16 protein-coding genes are annotated in these 19,650 nt (G+C 74.1%); 6 read left to right on the top strand and 10 right to left on the bottom strand.

The features are described from left to right. Positions 1–278: 278 nt before the first annotated feature. The 3 genes from ACP7TJ_RS26810 to ACP7TJ_RS26800 are packed head-to-tail and all read right to left on the bottom strand — an operon-like array spanning position 279 to position 4,140. On the bottom strand, positions 279–2,663 hold the full coding sequence (locus ACP7TJ_RS26810; protein ID WP_427765929.1) for a xanthine dehydrogenase family protein molybdopterin-binding subunit: 2,385 nt from the start codon (positions 2,661–2,663) through the stop codon (positions 279–281). 2 nt (positions 2,664–2,665) lie between these two features. Then, positions 2,666–3,250 (bottom strand): (2Fe-2S)-binding protein, encoded by a 585-nt coding sequence (locus tag ACP7TJ_RS26805; protein ID WP_367486633.1) that lies wholly within the window; start codon positions 3,248–3,250, stop codon positions 2,666–2,668. Continuing rightward, on the bottom strand, positions 3,250–4,140 hold the full coding sequence (locus ACP7TJ_RS26800; RefSeq protein WP_093766133.1) for an FAD binding domain-containing protein: 891 nt from the start codon (positions 4,138–4,140) through the stop codon (positions 3,250–3,252). Before ACP7TJ_RS26800 ends, ACP7TJ_RS26805 begins: the two co-directional genes overlap by 1 nt. 343 nt (positions 4,141–4,483) lie before the next feature. Here ACP7TJ_RS26800 and ACP7TJ_RS26795 point away from each other — a divergent pair, with 343 nt between their 5' ends. Together ACP7TJ_RS26795 and ACP7TJ_RS26790 are read left to right on the top strand one after the other, a co-directional pair. Next, the gene (locus ACP7TJ_RS26795) at positions 4,484–6,178 is read left to right on the top strand and encodes a PucR family transcriptional regulator (protein WP_427765925.1); all 1,695 of its coding nucleotides are present in this window, start codon (positions 4,484–4,486) and stop codon (positions 6,176–6,178) included. Between the two features lie 349 nt (positions 6,179–6,527). Then, complete coding sequence (locus tag ACP7TJ_RS26790; RefSeq protein ID WP_093766135.1) at positions 6,528–7,295, top strand: hypothetical protein; 768 nt, start codon at positions 6,528–6,530, stop codon at positions 7,293–7,295. A 103-nt stretch (positions 7,296–7,398) separates the two neighbouring features. Here ACP7TJ_RS26790 and ACP7TJ_RS26785 read toward each other — a convergent pair whose 3' ends face one another. Next, positions 7,399–8,244, bottom strand: coding sequence for a GntR family transcriptional regulator (locus ACP7TJ_RS26785; RefSeq protein WP_093766136.1), 846 nt, complete (start codon positions 8,242–8,244; stop codon positions 7,399–7,401). A 167-nt stretch (positions 8,245–8,411) separates the two neighbouring features. Between ACP7TJ_RS26785 and ACP7TJ_RS26780 the strand changes: the two genes are divergently transcribed. Both ACP7TJ_RS26780 and ACP7TJ_RS26775 read left to right on the top strand, forming a co-directional pair. After that, a complete protein-coding gene (locus ACP7TJ_RS26780) occupies positions 8,412–9,284 on the top strand; it encodes a (2Fe-2S)-binding protein (protein ID WP_427765922.1) in 873 nt (290 codons plus the stop codon). Positions 9,285–9,621: 337 nt separating this feature from the next. After that, positions 9,622–10,668, top strand: coding sequence for a DUF2637 domain-containing protein (locus tag ACP7TJ_RS26775; protein WP_093766138.1), 1,047 nt, complete (start codon positions 9,622–9,624; stop codon positions 10,666–10,668). 74 nt (positions 10,669–10,742) lie between these two features. Here ACP7TJ_RS26775 and ACP7TJ_RS26770 read toward each other — a convergent pair whose 3' ends face one another. Together ACP7TJ_RS26770 and ACP7TJ_RS26765 are read right to left on the bottom strand one after the other, a co-directional pair. Continuing rightward, entirely contained in the window at positions 10,743–11,162 is a 420-nt protein-coding gene (locus ACP7TJ_RS26770; RefSeq protein ID WP_093766139.1) for an ATP-binding protein, read from the bottom strand. Between the two features lie 217 nt (positions 11,163–11,379). After that, on the bottom strand, positions 11,380–12,048 hold the full coding sequence (locus ACP7TJ_RS26765; RefSeq protein WP_266550112.1) for a hypothetical protein: 669 nt from the start codon (positions 12,046–12,048) through the stop codon (positions 11,380–11,382). 258 nt (positions 12,049–12,306) lie between these two features. On the opposite strand from ACP7TJ_RS26765, the gene ACP7TJ_RS26760 reads away from it, so the two are divergent. Then, on the top strand, positions 12,307–13,728 hold the full coding sequence (locus ACP7TJ_RS26760; protein ID WP_427765917.1) for a helix-turn-helix domain-containing protein: 1,422 nt from the start codon (positions 12,307–12,309) through the stop codon (positions 13,726–13,728). Between the two features lie 6 nt (positions 13,729–13,734). Here ACP7TJ_RS26760 and ACP7TJ_RS26755 read toward each other — a convergent pair whose 3' ends face one another. Both ACP7TJ_RS26755 and ACP7TJ_RS26750 read right to left on the bottom strand, forming a co-directional pair. Next, on the bottom strand, positions 13,735–15,480 hold the full coding sequence (locus ACP7TJ_RS26755; RefSeq protein WP_093766142.1) for a pyruvate dehydrogenase: 1,746 nt from the start codon (positions 15,478–15,480) through the stop codon (positions 13,735–13,737). Between the two features lie 66 nt (positions 15,481–15,546). Continuing rightward, on the bottom strand, positions 15,547–17,040 hold the full coding sequence (locus ACP7TJ_RS26750) for a protein phosphatase 2C domain-containing protein (RefSeq protein ID WP_403447991.1): 1,494 nt from the start codon (positions 17,038–17,040) through the stop codon (positions 15,547–15,549). 121 nt (positions 17,041–17,161) lie between these two features. Here ACP7TJ_RS26750 and ACP7TJ_RS26745 point away from each other — a divergent pair, with 121 nt between their 5' ends. Further along, positions 17,162–17,644, top strand: coding sequence for a DUF456 domain-containing protein (locus ACP7TJ_RS26745; protein WP_093766144.1), 483 nt, complete (start codon positions 17,162–17,164; stop codon positions 17,642–17,644). Positions 17,645–17,663: 19 nt separating this feature from the next. On the opposite strand, the gene ACP7TJ_RS26740 is transcribed toward ACP7TJ_RS26745, so the two are convergent. Both ACP7TJ_RS26740 and ACP7TJ_RS26735 read right to left on the bottom strand, forming a co-directional pair. Continuing rightward, complete coding sequence (locus ACP7TJ_RS26740; protein ID WP_189909019.1) at positions 17,664–18,158, bottom strand: methylated-DNA--[protein]-cysteine S-methyltransferase; 495 nt, start codon at positions 18,156–18,158, stop codon at positions 17,664–17,666. A 5-nt stretch (positions 18,159–18,163) separates the two neighbouring features. After that, complete coding sequence (locus ACP7TJ_RS26735) at positions 18,164–19,549, bottom strand: bifunctional transcriptional activator/DNA repair enzyme AdaA (RefSeq protein ID WP_427765912.1); 1,386 nt, start codon at positions 19,547–19,549, stop codon at positions 18,164–18,166. Positions 19,550–19,650 lie beyond the last annotated feature (101 nt).

The raw sequence follows: 19,650 nt of genomic DNA, 5'->3' as shown, positions 1-19,650 counted from the left end.
GGCCTGCTCCCAAGGTTCATAGGGGCACCCGGTGCCCACCGTGGGCGGTGGGGACGGGATTTGGGGAGGTGCACGACCCGGGGGACGGCCCGAGACGAACGAGGTGGGTGGTACCGGGGGGATGGTCACCTGCCCCGGCGTCGGGGGTGCCGCTGCGCCCACCCGTGCCGCCCTAAGCGGCACGAATGCCCGCAGCGGCGGCGGAAGCGCCCTGAGGGGCGCGGGGAACTGCGCGACCAGCCACGGACCACCCGCACCCGGCGTTGCAAGCCAGGGCGTTACGACATGCCCGTCAGATGTTCCGGCCGGACCGGCGTTCTGTTCAACTCCAGCCCCGTCGCCGCCCGGATCGCCGCCAGCACCGCCGACGTCGAGGACAGCGTCGGGGCCTCGCCGACGCCCCGGAGGCCGTACGGTGCGTGGTCGTCGGCCAGTTCCAGGACGTCGACCGGGATGGTCGGGGTGTCGAGGATCGTCGGGATGAGGTAGTCCGTGAAGGACGGGTTCCGTACCTTCGCCGTCCGCGGGTCGACCAGGATCTCCTCCATGACCGCGACGCCCAGGCCCTGGGTGGTTCCGCCCTGGATCTGGCCCACGACCGACAGCGGGTTCAGCGCCTTGCCGACGTCCTGGGCGCAGGCCAGCTCGATCACCTTCACCAGGCCGAGTTCGGTGTCGACCTCGACGACGGCGCGGTGCGCGGCGAAGGAGTACTGGACGTGTCCGTTGCCCTGGCCGGTGCGCAGGTCGAAGGGTTCGGTCGGCCGGTGCCGCCACTCCTCCTCGACCTCGACGGCCTCGTCGCCGAGGACGTCCACCAGGTCGGCGAGGACCTCCCCGCCGTCGGTGACGACCTTGCCGCCCTCCAGCAGGAGTTCGGCGTGCGCCCAGGCGGGGTGGTAGGTGCCCAGCTTGCGCCGGCCGAGGTCGAGGACCTTCTCGCGGACCAGCTCGCAGGCGTGTCGGATCGCGCCGCCGGTGACGTACGTCTGGCGGGACGCGGACGTCGAACCGGCCGAGCCGACACGGGTGTCGGCCGGGTGGATGGTCACCTGGGCGACGCCCAGCTCGGTACGGGCGATCTGGGCGTGGACGGTGACGCCGCCCTGGCCGACCTCCGCCATCGCGGTGTGCACGGTGGCGACCGGTTCGCCGCCGACGACCTCCATGCGGACGCGGGCGGTGGAGTAGTCGTCGAAGCCCTCGGAGAAGCCGACGTTCTTGATGCCGACCGCGTAGCCGACGCCGCGGACGACGCCCTCGCCGTGCGTGGTGTTGGACAGGCCGCCGGGGAGCTGGCGCACGTCGGCGCCCTCGCTGGACTCCCACTGGCGCTCGGGCGGCAGGGGCATCGCCTTGACGCGGCGCAGGAGTTCGGCGACCGGCGCCGGGGAGTCGACGGGCTGCCCGGTGGGCAGGAGGGTGCCCTGCTCCATGGCGTTGCGCCGGCGCAGCTCCACCGGGTCCATGCCGAGCCGCGCCGCCAGCTTGTCCATCTGCGCCTCGTAGGCGAAACACGCCTGGACCGCGCCGAAGCCGCGCATCGCGCCGCAGGGCGGGTTGTTGGTGTAGAGGGCGATCGCCTCGATGTCGACGTCGTCCACGGCGTACGGTCCGACGCCGAGCGAGGAGGCGTTGCCGACCACGGCCGGCGAGGCGGAGGCGTAGGCGCCGCCGTCGAGGACGATGCGCGCCTTGACGTGCGTCAGCGTGCCGTCCGCGGTGGCGCCGTGTTCGTAGTACAGCTTGGCGGGGTGGCGGTGGACATGGCCGAAGAAGGACTCGAAGCGGTTGTAGACGATCTTGACGGGCTTCCCGGTGCGCAGGGCGAGCAGGCAGGCGTGGATCTGCATGGACAGGTCCTCGCGCCCGCCGAACGCGCCGCCGACGCCGGCCAGGGTCATGCGCACCTTGTCCTCGGGGAGGCCGAGCACGGGCGCGATCTGGCGCAGGTCGGAGTGGAGCCACTGGGTGGCGATGTAGAGGTGGACGCCGCCGTCCTCCTCGGGCACGGCGAGCCCGGACTCGGGGCCGAGGAAGGCCTGGTCCTGCATGCCGAAGGTGTACTCGCCCTCGACGACGACGTCGGCGCGCTCCCGGGCCGCCGCGACGTCGCCGCGCACGATGGGCTGGCGGTGCACGATGTTGGGGTGCGGGACGTGCCCGGCGTGGTGGTCGTCGCGGTGCTCGTGGACGAGGACCGCGTCCGGTGCGGTCGCGGAGGCCTCGTCGGTGATCACCGGCAGCTCGCGGTACTCCACCTTGATCTTCGCGGCGGCGCGGCGGGCCGTCTCGGGGTGGTCGGCGGCGACGATCGCGACGGGCTCGCCGTGGTGGCGGACCTTGCCGTGGGCGAGGACCGGGGTGTCCTGGATCTCCAGCCCGTAGTGCTTCACCTCGGTGGGCAGGTCGTCGTACGTCATGACGGCGTACACGCCCGGGGTGGCGAGGGCCTCGGCGGTGTCGACGGAGACGATCTCGGCGTGGGCGACGGTGGAGCGCAGGATCTGGCCCCAGAGCATGTCCTCGTGCCACATGTCGGAGGAGTACGCGAACTCGCCGGTGACCTTGAGCGTGCCGTCGGGGCGGAGGGTGGACTCGCCGATGCCGCCCTTGGTGCCGGAGCCTTGTGTGATCTTCGTGGGAACGCCGTTCGTGGGCATGCTCAGACCCCCTCGGACTGGCGGGCGGCGGCGAGGCGGACCGCGTCCATGATCTTCTCGTAGCCGGTGCAGCGGCACAGGTTGCCGGAGAGCGCCTCGCGGATGTCCGCGTCGGACGGGTCGGGGTTGCGCTCCAGCATCTCGTCGGCGGCGACCAGCAGCCCGGGTGTGCAGAAGCCGCACTGGACGGCGCCGGCGTCGATGAACGCCTGCTGCACGGGCGAGAGTCCGGCGCCCTCGCCGGTCTGCGCGTCGGCGCCGTCGGCCCGCCACCCCTTGGCCTCGTCGAGGGAGGTGCCGCAGGCGCCGCCGGTGTCACCGCTGTCGCGGGCGCGCTGCCGGGCGTACTCGGCGAGGCCCTCCACGGTGACGACCTCGCGGCCCTCGGCCTGTCCGGCGGCGACCAGGCAGGAGCACACGGGCACGCCGTCGAGCCGTACCGTGCAGGAGCCGCACTCGCCCTGTTCGCAGGCGTTCTTGGAGCCGGGCAGGCCGAGGCGCTCACGCAGGACGTAGAGCAGGGACTCGCCCTCCCAGACGTCGTCGGCCTGCTGGGGGCGTCCGTTGACGGTGAAGTTGACGCGCATCAGGCGACTCCCTCCGTGGTGCGGTGGGCGCCTCGGTACGACTCCCAGGTCCAGGTCAGCGTGCGGCGGGCCATCACGCCGACCGCGTGACGGCGGTAGCTCGCGGTGCCGCGCACGTCGTCGATGGGGTTGCAGGCGGCGGCGCACAGATCGGCGAACCGCTTCGCCACGGACGGGGTGATGATCTTCCCGTTGTCCCAGAAGCCGCCCTCCTCCAGGGCCGCGTTCAGGAAGTCCTCGGCGGCCCTGGCCCGGATCGGGGTCGGGGCGGCCGAGCCGATGCCGGTGCGGACCGTGCGGGTGCCGGGGTGCAGGGCGAGACCGAAGGCGCAGACGGCGATGACCATGGCGTTGCGGGTGCCGACCTTGGAGTACTGCTGCGGTCCGTCGGCCTTGTCGATGTGGACGGCGCGGATCAGCTCGTCGGGCGCGAGCGCGTTGCGCTTCACGCCGGTGTAGAAGTCGTCGATGGGGATGCGGCGGGACCCGCGTACGGACTCCACCTCGACCTCGGCGCCGGCCGCGAGCAGGGCGGGGTGGGCGTCGCCGGCCGGGGAGGCGGTGCCGAGGTTGCCGCCGACGCCGCCCCGGTTGCGGATCTGCGGGGAGGCCACGGTGTGGGAGGCGAGGGCGAGGCCCGGCAGCTCGGGGCGCAGCCGCTCCATGATCGTCGCGTAGGGGACGGAGGCGCCGAGCCGTACGGTGTCCTGGCCCACCTCCCATGCGGAGAGTTCACCGATGCGGGTGAGGTCCATCAGGTAGTCGGGACGGCGATGGTCGAAGTTGATCTCGACCATCACGTCGGTGCCGCCCGCGATCGGCACAGCGGTGGGGTGCTCGGCCTTCGCGGCGAGCGCCTCCTCCCAGCTGGCGGGGCGAAGGAAGTCCATGACCGGCTCTCTTCTTCGTCTCGTGAGGGGCGTACAGATTGAGCCAATCCGTGTGCGGCGGGCCCGGCTCGTTCCTGCGGTGTTCACGTGGAGTGCGCCCAGTACACCGCCGCCTGCTCCACCCGGGTCAGTCACGGAAACCATGAAGGAGTTGGCTGGCCACTGCGGGCATCTTGTAGATTCGTATGAACGGAGAGCCCCTGTAACCTTCCGGTCTTCCTCCAGCAACGCGGGAGGCGATCGGGAGCGGACCACGTATGTCCGCAGGCCAGTCCCACGGGCCCCTCCCGACCATTCTTCACCCTCCTCACGGGTACCGAGACAAGGAACGGCGGCGACGAGAATGCGGCTGCGCGCACTGCTGGACACCGACGCGCTGGGCCTGAAGCTGCTCGGCGGGGAGGACGAGCTGGACCGCGGTGTGCGCGGGGTGATGACCACCGACCTGCGCGACCCCAGCCGCTATCTGTCCGGCGGCGAGCTGGTGCTGACCGGTCTGGCCTGGCGCCGCGACGCCGCCGACTCCGAGCCTTTCGTACGGATCCTGGTGCAGGCCGGGGTGGCCGCGCTGGCAGCGGGCGAGGCGGAGCTGGGGGACGTCCCCGACGACCTGGTCGTGGCGTGCGCGCGGCACCGGCTGCCGCTGTTCGCGGTGCACGAGTCGGTGGCCTTCGCGACCATCACCGAGCACGTCGTGCGCCAGGTCTCCGGCGAGCGCGCCGGGGACCTGGCGGCCGTGGTCGACCGGCACCGGCGGATGATGACCTCGGGACCGGCGGGCGGCGGCCCCGACGTGGTGCTCGACCTGCTCGGCTCCGACCTGGACCTGCGCGCCTGGGTGCTTTCCCCCACCGGCCGGCTGATCGCGGCGCCCAAGGAGACCACGGGGGCGCGCGGCACCGTGCCCGCGCTGGACCCCGAGGCGTGCGCGCGGCTCGCGGCGGAGCATCTGGCGGCCGTGCGGACCGGGCGGCGCGGTCCGCACCGGGTGGTGCTGGACCGGACGACGTACAGCCTCTTTCCGGTGTGGGGCAGCGGGCACGGTCCGTCCTCGGAGCCGGGGGACCCGCGCGGGACGATGCTGTCGGACTGGCTGCTGGCGGTCGAGGCGGACGCCGGGGACTGGGCCGAGGAGCGGCTGGATCTGCTCCAGGGCGTCACCCAGCTGATCGCCGTCGAGCGGGACCGGCGGGACGCGGCGCGCACGGTGCGGCGGCGGCTCGCGCAGGAGGTGCTGGAGCTGGTGCAGACGGGCGCCGCGCCCGCGGAGATCGCGGCGCGCCTGCGGGTGGCCGCCCCGGTACTGCTGCCCGGTCTCGGCTCCGCGCCGCACTGGCAGGTCGTGGTCGCCCGGGTCGAGTGGGAGGACGGGCGCGGCGACGGCGGCCCGGTCACGCAGTCGCTGCTCGAGGAGATCCTGGTCGACCCGGCGTCGACCGGGCCCGAGCCGTCCGACCGGATCGCGGTGGCGCACACCGGCGACGAGGCGATCGCGCTGGTCCCGCTGCCCTCGGTGACCGACGAGCACGACGAGGCCGGCCCGGGCGTGCAGGCCGACGCGCTGCTGGAGTCCGTGCGCGGGCCCCTGACGGCGGGCCTCGACGGCGACGGACGGCTCACCGTCGGCGTGTCCGCCGCGGTGCACTCGGCCGAGGGGCTGCGCGGCGCGCTGGAGGAGGCGCGGCACGCCCGGCGGGTCGCCGCGGCACGCCCCGGCCGGGTCTGCGCGGCCGGACACCAGGAGCTGGCCTCGCACGTGCTGCTGCTGCCGTTCGTCCCGGACGACGTGCGGCGCGCGTTCACCGCCCGACTGCTGGACCCGCTGCGCGAGTACGACCGCCGGCACCGCGCCGAGCTGATCCCCACCCTGGAGGCGTTCCTCGACTGCGACGGCTCCTGGACCCGCTGCGCCACCCGCCTCCACCTGCACGTCAACACGCTGCGCTACCGGGTCGGCCGCATCGAGCAGCTGACGGGCCGTGACCTGTCGCGCCTGGAGGACAAGCTGGACTTCTTCCTGGCGCTGCGGATGAGCTGAGCGCCGTCCGGCCCGCGACCGGGCCTGCCAGGAGTGCAACACCCCCAGGGGCGCGAGGCCCGCCGCCGAGGCACCCCGCCGACCGCAGGTGCAACACCCCCAGGGGCGCGGGGAACTGCGCGACCAGCCACAACCGACCCGCACCCGGCACACGACGGATCCAGCCGCGCAGGTGCCGCCCTCCCCAACCCGGCCACAGGCCGGACTCCCCCGTTCCGTCCCGCTCCCCATGACTTTGTGAAATCCTTCACCCGCCCTCTTGGCCGGGCCGGGTGGTTCGTGCTGAGATGCGGCCACCACTCAACAGCTCGATGGCGTGCTCGGGGAGGGCAACGTGGCGCATACCGCCATGTCCGGTGACGGAACGACCGCCGAAGACGATCCCCTCCAGACGGCGGTGTGGCGGCTTCGCTCCCGCGCCTGCTGGGTGGACGCGGCCGCACTGCTCACCCCCGCCACCCCTCAGGCGGCCCTGCAACGGGCGTCGCTGCTGGTGGAGCGGTGCCTGTACACCGAGACGGGGTGGGAGGACGCGGAGGACGCGCTGCGCACGGCCGAGGCGCTGGCGCACACCGACGACGAGCGGGGCGCCGCCGCTTGTGAACGCGGGTACTTGGCCTACGCCGCCACGCTGTTCCAGGTCCGGGACCGGGCCGACGAGGCGCGTGCCGCGCTGGGCCGGGCCGCCGCGCTGATCGCGCCGGGCGCGAAGGGGCGGCCGCTGCTGGACTTCCGGCGCGGGCTGATCGCGGAGAACCTCACCGGCTCCCCGCAGGCCGCCCGCGCCGCCTACCGGCGGGCCCACGCGGGCGCCACCGCCCACGCCGACCCGCTGCTGCTCTCCGCCACCTGGCGCCACCTCGCCGGACTCGCCCTGCGCGAGGGCGAGCTGACGGAGGCCCGGCACGGGTTCGCGGAGTCGCTGCGGATCCGGGAGGAGCTGGGCTACCTGGTCGGCACGGCGCCCGCGCTGGTGTCCCTCGCGGACACGGAGACCGAACCGGAGGCCTCCCGCCTGCGCGAGGAGGCCAGCCGCCTGTTCCGCCTCCTGGGCGGAGTCCCCACCTGGCTCGCCCACCGCCTGACTCCCCCGGAGACGGACGCGGCGACGGCGTGAGGCACGGTGCGGGTACCTCGTTCGGGTGAACCGGGGGTTCGGGGGCGCGTGCGGATCTTCCGGGGCTCAGGGCACCCGGAGGGTGTCGGAGGGGACGCCCCTGCTACTCCGCCCCGTTGAAGTGCTCCCCCACCAGCGCCCGCACCACGTCCAGGTCGCCCGCGACCAGCGCGTCCAGCAGGGCCGTGTGTTCGTGGGCGTCGGCGACGAGTTCGGCGCGGGTGCCGCCGCCGGGGGCGCCGCCGCCCACCAGGGGCCACTGCGCGCGCCGGTGCAACTCCTCCGCCACGCCGACCAGTTGCTGGTTCCCGGCGAGGGCGAGGACCGCGCTGTGGAAGGCGCGGTCGGCCTCGGCGTACGTGGCGCGGCAGCCGGAGGACGCGGCGCGGACGGTGGCCTCGGCGAGCGGGCGCAGTCCGGCCCACCGCTCGGGCGGCACCGTACGGGCCAGCCGCAGCATCACCGGCACCTCGATCAGGGCGCGCACCTCCGCCAGCTCCGCCAGCTCGCGCGCACTGCGCTCGACGACCCGGAAGCCCCGGTTGGGCACGACCTCGACCGCGCCCTCCTGGGCGAGCTGCTGCATGGCCTCGCGGACGGGCGTGGCGGAGACGCCGAAACGTTCGGCCAGTACGGGCGCCGAGTGGACCTCGCCGGGCCGCAGGTCTCCGGTGACCAGCGCGGTGCGCAGGGCGGCGAGGACCTGACCGCGTACGGACGGCCGCTGGACGGCGGGCCGGGGCCGGGGAAGGACGGGCTCGCCGTGGGTGTGCTCGCCGCGCGCGGAACTCTCGCGACCGCCGCCGGCGTCACGGCGGCGGTCCGCCTCCCCGGCGGCCGGCTGGGCGGGCACCCGGTAGCGGCTCCCCGCGGTCCTGGCGGCGGCCTCGGCGGCCGCTGCCGCCTCGCCCGTCGTCGTCCCTGCGGAGCCCTGCGTGCCCTGCTTCACAAGGTCCTCCTGCGGACGTGTCGGTACTTGGGGTCATTACGGCGGGTTGGCACCTGTGCGTCAAGCACCATAAGCGCATCGGACGCCAGTTCACATCTCCGCGATGTTGGGTAAGGTGAGGCTTACCTTTTATTGCCCGGCTCCACGAGACGTGAAGGGGTGGTCCCATGGCCGTGCCCGGTTCGGCCGTCGCGGACGCGTACGCCCGTCTGGCGGAGGCCTTCCCCGCCCTCGCCGTCACCGAACTCGGCGCCGGAGAGGCGGCCCCCCGGGGCGGCGGCTGGGTCGCCGCCGCCGACCTCGCCGCAGGCGGGGACGGACTGGACGACTTCCTCGCCTGGGACGACACACAGGTGCGGCGGGACTACGGACAGCAGGGCCGCCCGGACGTCATCGCCAGCTTCGGTCTGCACCGCTACGCCTGGCCGGCCTGTCTGCTGATCACCGTGCCGTGGTTCCTGCACCGCCGGGTCCCTCGCTACCCCGTGACGCACGTCTCGTTCGACCGCACCGCCGCCGGGCTCGCCGTCGGCCGCATGGCCGTACGCCCGGCCGGCTTCGCCTGCCTGCCGGACGACCCGGCCGCCGCCCTGCCCGGAGCGCTCGTCGTGCACGGCGAGGAGGCGCTGCGGGCGGAGGTCCGCGCGGCGGTCGCCGAACACCTGGAGCCCGTGCTGGCCGGATTCGGCCCCCGGATGCGCCGGCGCGGCCGGGCCCTGTGGGGCATGGCGACCGACGAGATCGTCGAGAGCCTCTGGTACGTCGCCCAGCTGCTCGGCGAGGAGGAGCGGGCCCTGCGCGAGCTGGAGCTGCTGCTGCCGGGCGCGACGAAGCCGTACGTCGGCGCGGCGGCGTTCCGCAGGCCGTCCGGGCCCGGCGGGGAGCCGGCCGCCGCCACCCGGGACCGGGTGAGCTGCTGCATGTTCTACACCCTGCGCCCGGCGGACATCTGCGCCACCTGCCCGCGCACCTGCGCCAAGGAGCAGACCGCGGCACGGACCCACGAGCGGGAGAAGGAGCTGGTCGGGCAGGCTAGTTGACGCTGCGTGGGACAGGGCGGGGCGGCCGGACGAGGTAAGATCGTCCGGCCGCCCCGCCGTTGTGCGCGCCGGGGACGCGCGCCGCGCGGGGCCGTGAGGTCACGAGCACTTCACAATTTCCCCACCGCACGCGGGAAGTGTCCGCGGAACCACCCGTACGGGTAGTCTTATTCGAACTCAACTCCCGCCCCTCATGCGGCAGTTCGAGCAGAAAGCCGCCCAGGGCACCCCCCTCGCACTGTATTGGCGGCCTCTTGCCCCGAAACCCCCTGAGGGACGCCGGGATTGGGCCACTATGGCGGGCGTTACGCCCTATCCCAATGCAAGGGACCCCTAGATGAGACTGACCGACATATCGCTGAACTGGCTGCTTCCGGGCGCCGTGCTGCTCCTGGGCATGCTGGCGGCGGTGGCGGTGCTGGCGCGCGGCAAGCGCTCCTCGGTCAAGGACACGAGCGCCGACGACTCGTGGGAGCGCAGCGAGGAGCGCCGCAGGCGCAAGGAAGCCCTCTACGGCACCGTCTCCTACGTGCTGCTGTTCTGCTGTGCGGCGGTGGCCGCCGCCCTGTCCTTCCACGGCCTGGTCGGCTTCGGTGAGCAGAACCTCGGCCTGTCCGGCGGGTGGCAGTACCTCGTGCCCTTCGGCCTGGACGGCGCGGCGATGTTCTGCTCGGTGCTCGCCGTGCGCGAGGCCAGCCACGGTGACGCGGCCCTCGGCTCGCGCATACTCGTGTGGACGTTCGCCTTCGCCGCGGCGTGGTTCAACTGGGTCCACGCGCCGCGCGGCGCCGGCCACGCGGGCGCCCCGCACTTCTTCGCGGGCATGTCCCTGTCCGCCGCGGTGCTCTTCGACCGCGCGCTGAAGCAGACCCGCCGCGCCGCGCTGCGGGAACAGGGCCTGGTGCCACGCCCGTTGCCGCAGATCCGCATGGTCCGCTGGCTGCGCGCGCCCCGGGAGACCTACCGCGCCTGGTCGCTGATGCTGCTGGAGGGCGTGCGCAGCCTCGACGAGGCGGTCGAGGAGGTCCGCGAGGACAAGCTCCGCAAGGAGCAGGAGAGGCGGCGCCGTCGCGAGCAGGAGCGCATGGAGCGGGCCCGCCTGAAGGCGATCAGCCGCGGTCACCGGGGCTTCGGCGGCCGGGGCGGCGGACGCGAGCTGGAGGCCACGGTGGAGCGGGACTCCGACGTGGTCGCCGCGGAGCCTGCCATAGCGACGCCGGAGGCCCTGCCCGCCCCCGCCCCGCGTCCCTCCCTGCAGCCGGTCCGCCGCTCCGGCGGTGAGGCGCGGACGGTCGATCTCACGGCCGAGGACGACACCCAGGCGCTGCCGCGTCTGGACAGCCTCGAGCGCAAACTCAAGGAGATGGAGCAGCAGTTCGGCTGACGTCCGTACGACTCGGCCGGCGCCCGTACGACGGCGCGACGCGGCGTGAGGGACGCGGTGGAAAACCGCGTCCCTCACGCCGCGTCGGCGTCCGCCTCCGTTTCCGGGCCGAGCGCGAACCAGACGGACTTGCCCACGCCGTGTCTCCTGACGCCCCAGGCGTCGGCCAGGGACTCCACCAGCACCAGACCCCGCCCGTTCGTGGTGTCGTTGCCCGTCTGCGGGCGCGGCCGGGGCTCGCGGGCGGTGAAGTCCCGTACCTCCACGCGCAGTCCCCAGGGGCCGACGTCCGCCGTGAGGACCGCGTCGCGGTCGGTGTGGACGAGGGCGTTGGTCACGAGTTCGCTGGTGAGCAGCTCCGCGACCGCGGACCGCTCCGGATCGCACCGGTGGCGTAACAGCTCGCGCAAGGCGCGGCGGGACTCGGCCACCGCCCGCAGATCCGCACGCCCCAGTGTGCGCCTCAGCCGATCCGCCGAAGCCTGACTTCTCATGACCCCCGCCCGCGTGCCGATGCCGATTCCCCCACCTGCTCGAACACCTACAGGGAATGCTTGCCCGGTCGGTCACACGGCAGTCATACGGAGCGGCCGTGAGCCGTTGTTGGCCGAAGTGCAACGGCCACACACCCGTGTGCGGGGCCGTCCTCCCGACCCCCGTGGCGAGAGGACGACCCCGGCTCTCACACGGTGGTCGCGAGACTCAGGAACCTCAGTAGAGCTTGGTGACCGCCTTCTTCGCGGTCTTCTTGAACGCGGCGAGCGGGGCGTCGTCGAAGTCGCCCATCTGCCCCCAGCCGACGACGGTCACGGTACGGCCGTCACGCCCCACGGACAGCAGGTTGACGTCCGTGGCGCCGTACGACGTCTCGGTGTGCAGGCCGTGCACCGTCGCCCCCTCCTCGACGGGCAGCGTGCCGAAGTACCGGCCCTCGGCCTCGATCTCCGGGTACAGCCGCTCCAGCCGGGCCGCGCAGGTGCGGATCTCCTTGTTCAGCCGGTCCGCCAGCGCCTTGCCCTTCGCGGCGGACCCGGTCACGACGGTGACCTGCACGGCGCTGGTGTCCAGCTCGGTGTGGAACAGGCGGTGCCGGTAGTCGTAGGCGGGCACGCCCTCGCCCAGGCAGTACGCGAGCTGCTCCGGGAAGCCGTCGGTGACCGGACCCGCGGTCCAGCCGGTCGGGTGCGGGGGCAGCTCGGACGCCGCCAGGAACCTGGGGGCGGCCGCCTTCTTCGGTGCGGACGCGTTCTTCTGTACGGACGCGTTCTTCTGCGCGGTGCCGCCCGGCGCGGCGCCGGCCTGTGCGGTGGCGGCCGCGCCCACGGCGAGCGCGGCGGCGGTGAGCGCGGCGAGTGCCGCGACACGGGTGCGGATGGGCATGGGTGTCCCCCGTGGGATGTGCGTGGTGGAATGACGACACGTGCACCGCGACGGCCGGGATGGTCCGTCCGGGACGTCGGGGCGGTTCGCCGTGGTCAGAGCATCCGCCGCCGCGGGCGACCGGCGCAAGCGTCGCCGCCCGATTCCCCGGCATGGAACCATCCCAGCCCCTCCGACGTGCAGTGATACAGGGTGCCTGGGATGCCCTGGGACGCCCGGTCGAGGCGGACTCGGACGAGTGACGGGGAGACGGAGCCGGTGTCGGCACAGGACGAGGTGACGGAGTTCGCGGCGCTGCTGCGGAAGCTGAAGGGACGCACGGACCGCAGCTACGGCCAACTGGCCCGCCGTCTCGACATGAACACCTCGACCCTGCACCGCTACTGCGCCGGCGACGCGGTCCCCGTGGACTTCGCCCCCGTCGAACGCTTCGCCGCCCTCTGCGGCGCGACGGACGCGGAACGCCTCGAACTCCACCGCCTGTGGCTCCGGGCGGCAGAGGCGCGGCGCCGGCCCCGGGGCGGGGCGGCATCGGACGCGTCCGATGCGCCACCCGGCACGGCCGGCCAACGGCCGGACGCCCCGCGCCCCGGAGCCGCGTCGGGGGATGCGCGTCCACCGCACGACGACCGGTCGGCCGCCGCCGAGCAGGCGAACGATTTCAGCCACGCCGTGGAACCGAGTGAGCACGACACGCATGTCGTGAGCGGGCCCGTGGGTCACAGCCACAGGCCCACGCAACGGCGCTGGCGGCGCAAGCGCGTGGCCGTGGCCGCCGCTGTCGCGTGTGCGTTGCTCGCCACTGTCGGGAGTCTGTCGTTCCTGCCGGAAGACCGGCGGACGGCCGCCGGGAGCGGGGCCGTCGGGGAGACCGGGACCGCCGGGGACGGTGCCGGGGCCGCGCGGTCCGTCGCGCCCTCGACGTCGCCCTCGGCCCCGCCGTCCGCCTCCCCTTCCCCCTCACGATCCCCCTCCGCCCGTCACGGCGGGAACGGCGCCGCGTCCAAGGCGCCGCGTCCCACCGGCTCCGCCACCGCACCGGACCACGCGCCCGCGGGGCCCCCGCCCCTCACCTGGTCGGTGAACGACCACGCCTGGGCGTACGGCTGCGGGCACGACTACGTGGTGGCGAAGCCTCCCGCCCAGGTGCCTCCGCCGCCCGCCCCGCAGGACGCCCGGACCTGGGCGGCCACGCAGGGCGCCGTGCACGGTGGGGAGACGCTGGTGGAGCTGTCGGTCCAGGGGACGTCCGACACCGCCGTCGTCCTCACGGCGCTGCGCGTCCGGGTGGCCGGCCGTTCGGAGCCGGCGCCCGGCAACGCGTACGCGATGGACCAGGGCTGCGGCGGCGCGCTGACCCCCCGCTTCTTCGACGTGGACCTGGACAAGGACCGGCCGATCGCCCGCGCGGTCGCCGGGAACGACGCGGGCACGCCGATCCCGGCGGTGCGGATGCCGTACCGGGTGTCCGCGTCCGACCCCGAGGTGCTGATGATCACCGCCCGCACCGAGGGCTGCGACTGCCGCTGGTACCTGGAGCTGGACTGGTCCTCGCAGGGCCGCACCGGCACGGTGCGGATCGACGACCGGGGCCGCCCCTTCCGCACCAGCGCCGTCGAGGGCCTGCCGCACTACGAGTACGACACCCTGAACCGCTCCTGGCGGACCGGGAACAGCTGAACCCGCCTACGGGCGCGGCACGTTCCGCAGGTTGGAGCGGGCCATCTGGACCATCCGGCCGACCCCGCCGTCCAGCACGATCTTGGAGGCGGACAGGGCGAACCCGGTCACCATCTCCTTGCTGATCTTCGGCGGGATGGACAGCGCGTTGGGGTCGGTCACGACGTCCACCAGCGCCGGCCCCTTGTGCTTGAAGGCCGCCTTCAGCGCGCCCGCCAGCTCCTTCGGTTTCTCCACCCGCACCCCGTAGGCCCCGCAGGCGCGGGCCACGGCGGCGAAGTCGGGGTTCTTCATCGTGGTGCCGTACGAGGGCAGTCCGGCGACCAGCATCTCCAACTCCACCATGCTCAGCGAGGAGTTGTTGAAGAGAATCACCTTCACCGGCAGGTCGTACTGCACGAGCGTGAGGAAGTCGCCCATCATCATGGTGAATCCGCCGTCGCCTGACATCGACACGACCTGCCGGTGCCGGTCGGTGAACTGCGCCCCGATCGCCATCGGCAGCGCGTTGGCCATCGAGCCGTGGGAGAACGAACCGATGATCCTGCGGCGGCCGTTGGGCGAGATGTAGCGCGCGGCCCAGACGTTGCACATGCCGGTGTCGACGGTGAAGACGGCGTCGTCGTCGGCCATGTCGTCCAGGACGGACGCCACGTACTCGGGATGGATCGGCACATGCTTCTCCACCTTGCGGGTGTACGCCTTCACCACCCCCTCCAGCGCCTCCGCGTGCTTCTTCAGCATCCGGTCGAGGAACTTGCGGTTGTCCTTGGTGCGCACCCGGGGCGTGAGACAGCGCAGCGTCTCCTTCACGTCGCCCCACACCGCGAGGTCCAGCTTGGAGCGCCGCCCGATGATCTCGGGCCGCACGTCCACCTGGACGATCTTCACGTCGTCACCGGGCAGGAAGGCGTTGTACGGGAAGTCGGTGCCGAGCAGGATCAGCAGATCGCACTCGTGCGTCGCCTCGTACGCGGCGCCGTAGCCGAGCAGCCCGCTCATGCCGACGTCGTACGGATTGTCGTACTGGATCCATTCCTTGCCGCGCAGGGCGTGCCCCACCGGCGCCTTGATCTTCCCGGCGAACTCCATCACCTCGGCGTGCGCGCCCTTGGTGCCGGCGCCGCAGAACAGGGTGACCTTCTCGGCGCGGTCGATCATGTCGACGAGCTTGTCGATCTCGTCGTCGCCGGGGCGGACCGTGGGCCTGGAGGTGACCAGCGCGGTCTCGGGCGCCTGGTCGGGGGCGGGTTCGTCGGCGAGGTCGCCGGGCAGCGAGACGACGCTGACGCCGGAACGGCCGACCGCGTGCTGGATGGCGGTGTCCAGCAGCCGGGGCATCTGCCGGGGGCTGGAGATCAGCTCGCAGTAGTGGCTGCACTCCCGGAACAGCCGGTCCGGGTGGGTCTCCTGGAAGTAGCCGAGGCCGATCTCGCTGGACGGGATGTGGGAGGCGAGGGCGAGGACGGGCGCCATGGAGCGGTGGGCGTCGTAGAGGCCGTTGATGAGGTGGAGATTGCCGGGCCCGCAGGAGCCGGCGCAGGCGGCGAGCCGGCCGGTGACCTGCGCCTCGGCGCCTGCCGCGAACGCGGCGGTCTCCTCGTGCCGGACATGGATCCAGTCGATGGCGGAGTTGCGGCGCACGGCGTCCACGACCGGGTTGAGGCTGTCACCGACCACGCCGTACAGGCGTTTGACTCCCGCGCGGACGAGGATGTCGACGAACTGTTCCGCGATGTTCTGCTTGGCCATGGTGTCCGTCTGCCCCTCGGGTGCCGGAGATGCCTGACGGGTTCCATGAATTCACACCGGGCGTGCTCACGCCTCCCAGACGGCCACGGCCGTACGGTCGTCGGCGTACCCCTTCACCCGTACCTGGGTGTCGGCCAGATACGCCGTCAGCCCCGGGGGCTCGGGACCGGACCACCGGTCGGCGAGGTGGGCGCGCAGTCCGGGCTCGCCGCGCAGCGGTTCGGCGAAGCCCGTGCCGCACATCAGCAGCACATCACCCGGGCGGGCTACGGAGGTACGGAAACGGAAGGGCTCGCGGGGCGGTTCGGGGGCCGGCTCGTACGGGCTCGGGGGCGTGGGGATGCCGAGGTCCATGGTGAGGCGGTCGCCGTCCGGCGTCTCGTGCGGCGGCGAGCCGAAGCCGAGCACCGGCTCGCCCTTCACCTCCGTCACCTCCGGCTCGATGTCCTGCCACTCGCGGTCCCGCAGCCGGAACAGCCCTCCGGGGCCGACCCCGAAGAACACCCGGGTGCGGCACTCGGGGTCGCCGGACAGCAGCAGGCAGCGCAGGGTGGCGGCGTAGTCGTCGGGGTCGAGGCCCTGCTCGGTCGCGGCGGCGCGCAGCTTGCCGAGGCCGCGGTCGGTCAGGCGGTGCAGGCCGGCCTTGAGGTCGGCGCGGCGGGCGGCCCGGATGTCGGCGGTGAGCCGCTCGTGGCTGCGGCCCACCGCCGCGCCGATCCAGCGGCACACCTCGGCGGCGGCCAGGTGCGCCCCCGGGGCGGTCCGCACACCGGTCGCCAGCGCCACCAGCACCAGGGCCCGCTCCCCCGCCCCGAACCGCGCGGTCAGCAGCGCGTCGCGGCGGGGCTCGCCCCGGTACCGGGCGGAGTCTCCGCGCACGGAGACGGACCGCAGGGTGCAGGCGCCGTACCGGGCCCCGTCCAGCACGGTGTCCGGGACGAGCGCGTCCAGGTCGTCGGGGTCGGCGGCGGGGAGGGCGGTGGGTTCCGCGTCGTAGGTGGGCGGGCGGGTGCCGACGTAGGCGCGGGAGGGGAGCGGCGGCGGGAGCGGCCCGAGTCCGGACGTGCGGGCGGCGGCCGCCTCGTCCTCCGGTTCGTCACCGGCCGGGGTGAAGGGCTCGGGCGCGACGGGGGTCCAGGCGCCGTAGGCGGGGGCGGCGGTGGGACCGGAGGGGGTGGTGGGGGTGGCGGTCGCCGCGTCGGGACGCGGGGGGTCCGAGGGCGGCTCCGGCGCGGGAGGGGAGCCGGTCGGGGCGCCGGTGCCGGACGACGGGGTGGGCGGCGCGGCCTCCGGTGTCGGCGGCGGGGTCCGGCGCTGGGTGGGGAGCACCGGGGTGCCGGGGGCGTCCCGGGGGTCGGGGGCCGGCGGGGGCTGCGGCGCGTCGGCCCCCGGCCCGCCCGCGTTCACCGCTCCCGCCGCCGAGGCGAAACGGTCGTCCAGGGAGTCGGCCGCGGGCGCCGGCCCCGTGTCGTCGGAGGCGTCGTCGTACAGCTGACCCCACCAGTCGTCCTCGGGACCGGGACCGGTGGGCCCGGTGGGCCTTCCCCCCTGCTGACTCATGCCCTCAATTGTCCACCGGACGGGCCGGATGAAAACGGGGCATCGGGAAAATCGCCGCCCCGCGCGGCAGTCGCCGCGCCGCCGATCTGCGCCGTCCCCCGCCCTCCTGCACCCTGGACAGATGGGAGCGTGGGACCTCCTGCTCACCGGACTGGTGCTCCTGTTCGGTCTGTGCGGAGTGCTGGTGCCCGGGGTGCCCGGGTCCTGGCTGGTGTGGGCCGCGGTCCTGTGGTGGGCGCTGAAGGACCCGCAGGCGGTCGCGTGGTGGGTGCTGGTGGGGGCGACCGTGGTGCTGTTCCTGTCGCAGGTGATCCGCTGGGCGCTGCCGCCCCGCAGACTCCGGGAGGGCGGCGTGGACGCCCGGCTGCTGACGTACGCGGGCGGCGGCTCGTTCGCGGGTTTCGTGCTGCTGCCGGTGATCGGCGCGGTCCCCGGCTTCCTCGCCGGGGTGTACGTCCACGAGCGGATCCGGCTCGGCCGCCGCGGGGAGGCGAAGGCCGCGGTGCGCACGGTGATGCGGTCAGGCGGGTGGAGCCTGCTGACGGAGCTGTTCACCTGCCAGCTGATCGCCGCGGCGTGGATCGGCGCGGTGTTCTGGGGCTGAGCGGGCTTCCCTCACGGGGTCAGGCGCGGGGCAGCACGCCCTCGTGGGTGAGCAGCCGCACCTTGCGTTCCAGTCCTCCGGCGTACCCCGTGAGGGAGCCGTCGGCGCCGATGACGCGGTGGCAGGGGCGGACGATGAGCAGCGGGTTCGCGCCGATCGCGCCGCCGACGGCCCGCACGGCGGCGCGGGGCGCCCCGACGCGCGCGGCGATCTCCCCATAGGTGACGGTCCCGCCGTACGGCACGTCGTCCAGGGCGGCCCACACCTTCTCCCGGAAGGGGGTGCCGACGGCCCGCGTCGGCAGCCGGAACTCCTTGAGGTCGCCGGCGAAGTACGCGGCGAGCTGCCGTTCCGCCTCCCGGAAGGGCCCGGGGTCGTGCGTCCAGTCGTCCCGCACCACGGTCGCCTTCTTCTGCCCGGGCACGGTGAGCGAGGTCAGCTCGCCGGTCGGGGCGGCGGTGAGCAGCAGCGGCCCGAGCGGGCTGTCCACGTGGGTCCAGTACGTCGTCGTCATGAGGGTCACTCCAACTCCCCTGCGGCTCGCAGGTGGTTCAGGGCGTACGAGCGCCAGGGGCGCCAGCTGTCGGGGGCGTCGAGGCCGGGCGGGGCCACGTCGGGGTCGCCGAGCGCACGGGTGCGGATGGCGGCGATCGTAGGGTCGTCGAGGCCGGGGACGGCGGCGAGGGCGTCCCGCGCCGCGTCCCGGTCGGCGCCGGGGCCGAGCCGTACGGCGCCGTCGGCGAGGGCGGCGGTGAGCGCGCCCAGGGTGCCGTCGGGCTCGGCGCCGGCGAGGACGGCGGCCTCCGGGAACAGGTGGGTCAGCGCGCCGCAGGGCACGTCGAGGCGTTTGCCGTAGCGGCGGACCAGCTCGGCGGCCGTGTCGCGGCCCACGAGCGCCCGCACGGCGACCTCGTCGGGGTCGGCGGCGCCGGGCGAGCGCAGTCCGGGGCGGGCGGCGACCAGCGGGGCGAGCCGGACGTCGGCGCCGAGGCGCTCGTCGACGGCGTAGGGGTCGGCGTCCAGGTCGAACAGCCGGCGCAGCCGCTGCACCGCGGTGGTCAGGTCGCGCAGGTCGGTGAGGTGGACGCGGGCGTCGAGCCAGCCGCCGGGGCGGGCGCCGGTGCCGGTGTGCGGGCGCTCCTCGACGGCGGCGATGCCGGTGCCGTAGGGCAGGCGCAGGGTGCGCCGGTAGGTGCGCGCGCCGGGCGTCCCGGTGATCTCCTCGACGCCGGGGACGGCCTCCCGTTCCAGCAGGTCGAAGACGGGGCGCGCCTGGTAGGGGCCCCGGTGGGCGAGCCGCAGCGGCACGCCGGCGGTGGGGGTGCCGGGGCGGGCGCGGCCCCTGCGGGGCGCGGCGGCGCGCAGTCCGGTGGGCGTAGTGGCGTACACGGCGCGGACGGTGTCGTTGAACTGCCGCACGCTGGCGAACCCGGCGGCGAACGCGATCTCGGTGACCGGCAGGCCGGTGGTCTGGAGCAGGACGCGCGCGGTGTGGGCGCGCTGGGCGCGGGCCAGGGCGACCGGTCCGGCGCCCAGCTCCGCGGTGAGCTGCCGCTGCACCTGGCGGGGGCTGTAGCCGAGGCGCGTGGCGAGTCCGGCGACGCCCTCGCGGTCGACGACGCCGTCGGCGATGAGGCGCATGGCGCGGCCCACGGCGTCGGCCCGTACGTTCCACTCGGCGGAGCTGGGCACGGCGTCGGGGCGGCAGCGCCGGCAGGCCCGGAAGCCCGCGCCCTGCGCCGCGGCGGCGGTCGGGAAGAAGCGCACATGGGCGCGTTTGGGGGTGACCGCGGGGCAGCTGGGCCGGCAGTAGATGCCGGTGGTCTCGACGGCGAAGAAGAACGCGCCGTCGAACCGGGCGTCCCGGCTGCGCACCGCCTCGTACCTGCTGTCCTCGTCCGTCATAGGGTCCAGTGTCCCCTGGCGGGGAAGGCCGGGCTGGCGGGAATCGGACATGGAACCTCAGGGGGTCTCCCCCGGGTTCTTGACCTTGACACGGTGAGAAG

This window comes from Streptomyces sp. DSM 41931 (assembly GCF_050271085.1).
In the GTDB taxonomy this organism is placed as follows: domain Bacteria; phylum Actinomycetota; class Actinomycetes; order Streptomycetales; family Streptomycetaceae; genus Streptomyces; species Streptomyces albogriseolus.
This window is presented reverse-complemented; position numbering and strand designations above follow the sequence as displayed.

Bases quoted from the DNA above. Each gene is read 5' to 3' on its own strand.
- ACP7TJ_RS26795 (WP_427765925.1), top strand. From the start codon at position 4,484: ATGCGGCTGCGCGCACTGCTGGACACCGACGCGCTGGGCCTGAAGCTG.
- ACP7TJ_RS26735 (WP_427765912.1), bottom strand. From the start codon at position 19,549: ATGACGGACGAGGACAGCAGGTACGAGGCGGTGCGCAGCCGGGACGCC.
- ACP7TJ_RS26745 (WP_093766144.1), top strand. From the start codon at position 17,162: ATGGGAGCGTGGGACCTCCTGCTCACCGGACTGGTGCTCCTGTTCGGT.
- ACP7TJ_RS26810 (WP_427765929.1), bottom strand. From the start codon at position 2,663: ATGCCCACGAACGGCGTTCCCACGAAGATCACACAAGGCTCCGGCACC.
- ACP7TJ_RS26800 (WP_093766133.1), bottom strand. From the start codon at position 4,140: ATGGACTTCCTTCGCCCCGCCAGCTGGGAGGAGGCGCTCGCCGCGAAG.
- ACP7TJ_RS26770 (WP_093766139.1), bottom strand. From the start codon at position 11,162: ATGAGAAGTCAGGCTTCGGCGGATCGGCTGAGGCGCACACTGGGGCGT.
- ACP7TJ_RS26775 (WP_093766138.1), top strand. From the start codon at position 9,622: ATGAGACTGACCGACATATCGCTGAACTGGCTGCTTCCGGGCGCCGTG.
- ACP7TJ_RS26740 (WP_189909019.1), bottom strand. From the start codon at position 18,158: ATGACGACGACGTACTGGACCCACGTGGACAGCCCGCTCGGGCCGCTG.
- ACP7TJ_RS26805 (WP_367486633.1), bottom strand. From the start codon at position 3,250: ATGCGCGTCAACTTCACCGTCAACGGACGCCCCCAGCAGGCCGACGAC.
- ACP7TJ_RS26750 (WP_403447991.1), bottom strand. From the start codon at position 17,040: ATGAGTCAGCAGGGGGGAAGGCCCACCGGGCCCACCGGTCCCGGTCCC.
- ACP7TJ_RS26765 (WP_266550112.1), bottom strand. From the start codon at position 12,048: ATGCCCATCCGCACCCGTGTCGCGGCACTCGCCGCGCTCACCGCCGCC.
- ACP7TJ_RS26780 (WP_427765922.1), top strand. From the start codon at position 8,412: ATGGCCGTGCCCGGTTCGGCCGTCGCGGACGCGTACGCCCGTCTGGCG.
- ACP7TJ_RS26790 (WP_093766135.1), top strand. From the start codon at position 6,528: ATGTCCGGTGACGGAACGACCGCCGAAGACGATCCCCTCCAGACGGCG.
- ACP7TJ_RS26755 (WP_093766142.1), bottom strand. From the start codon at position 15,480: ATGGCCAAGCAGAACATCGCGGAACAGTTCGTCGACATCCTCGTCCGC.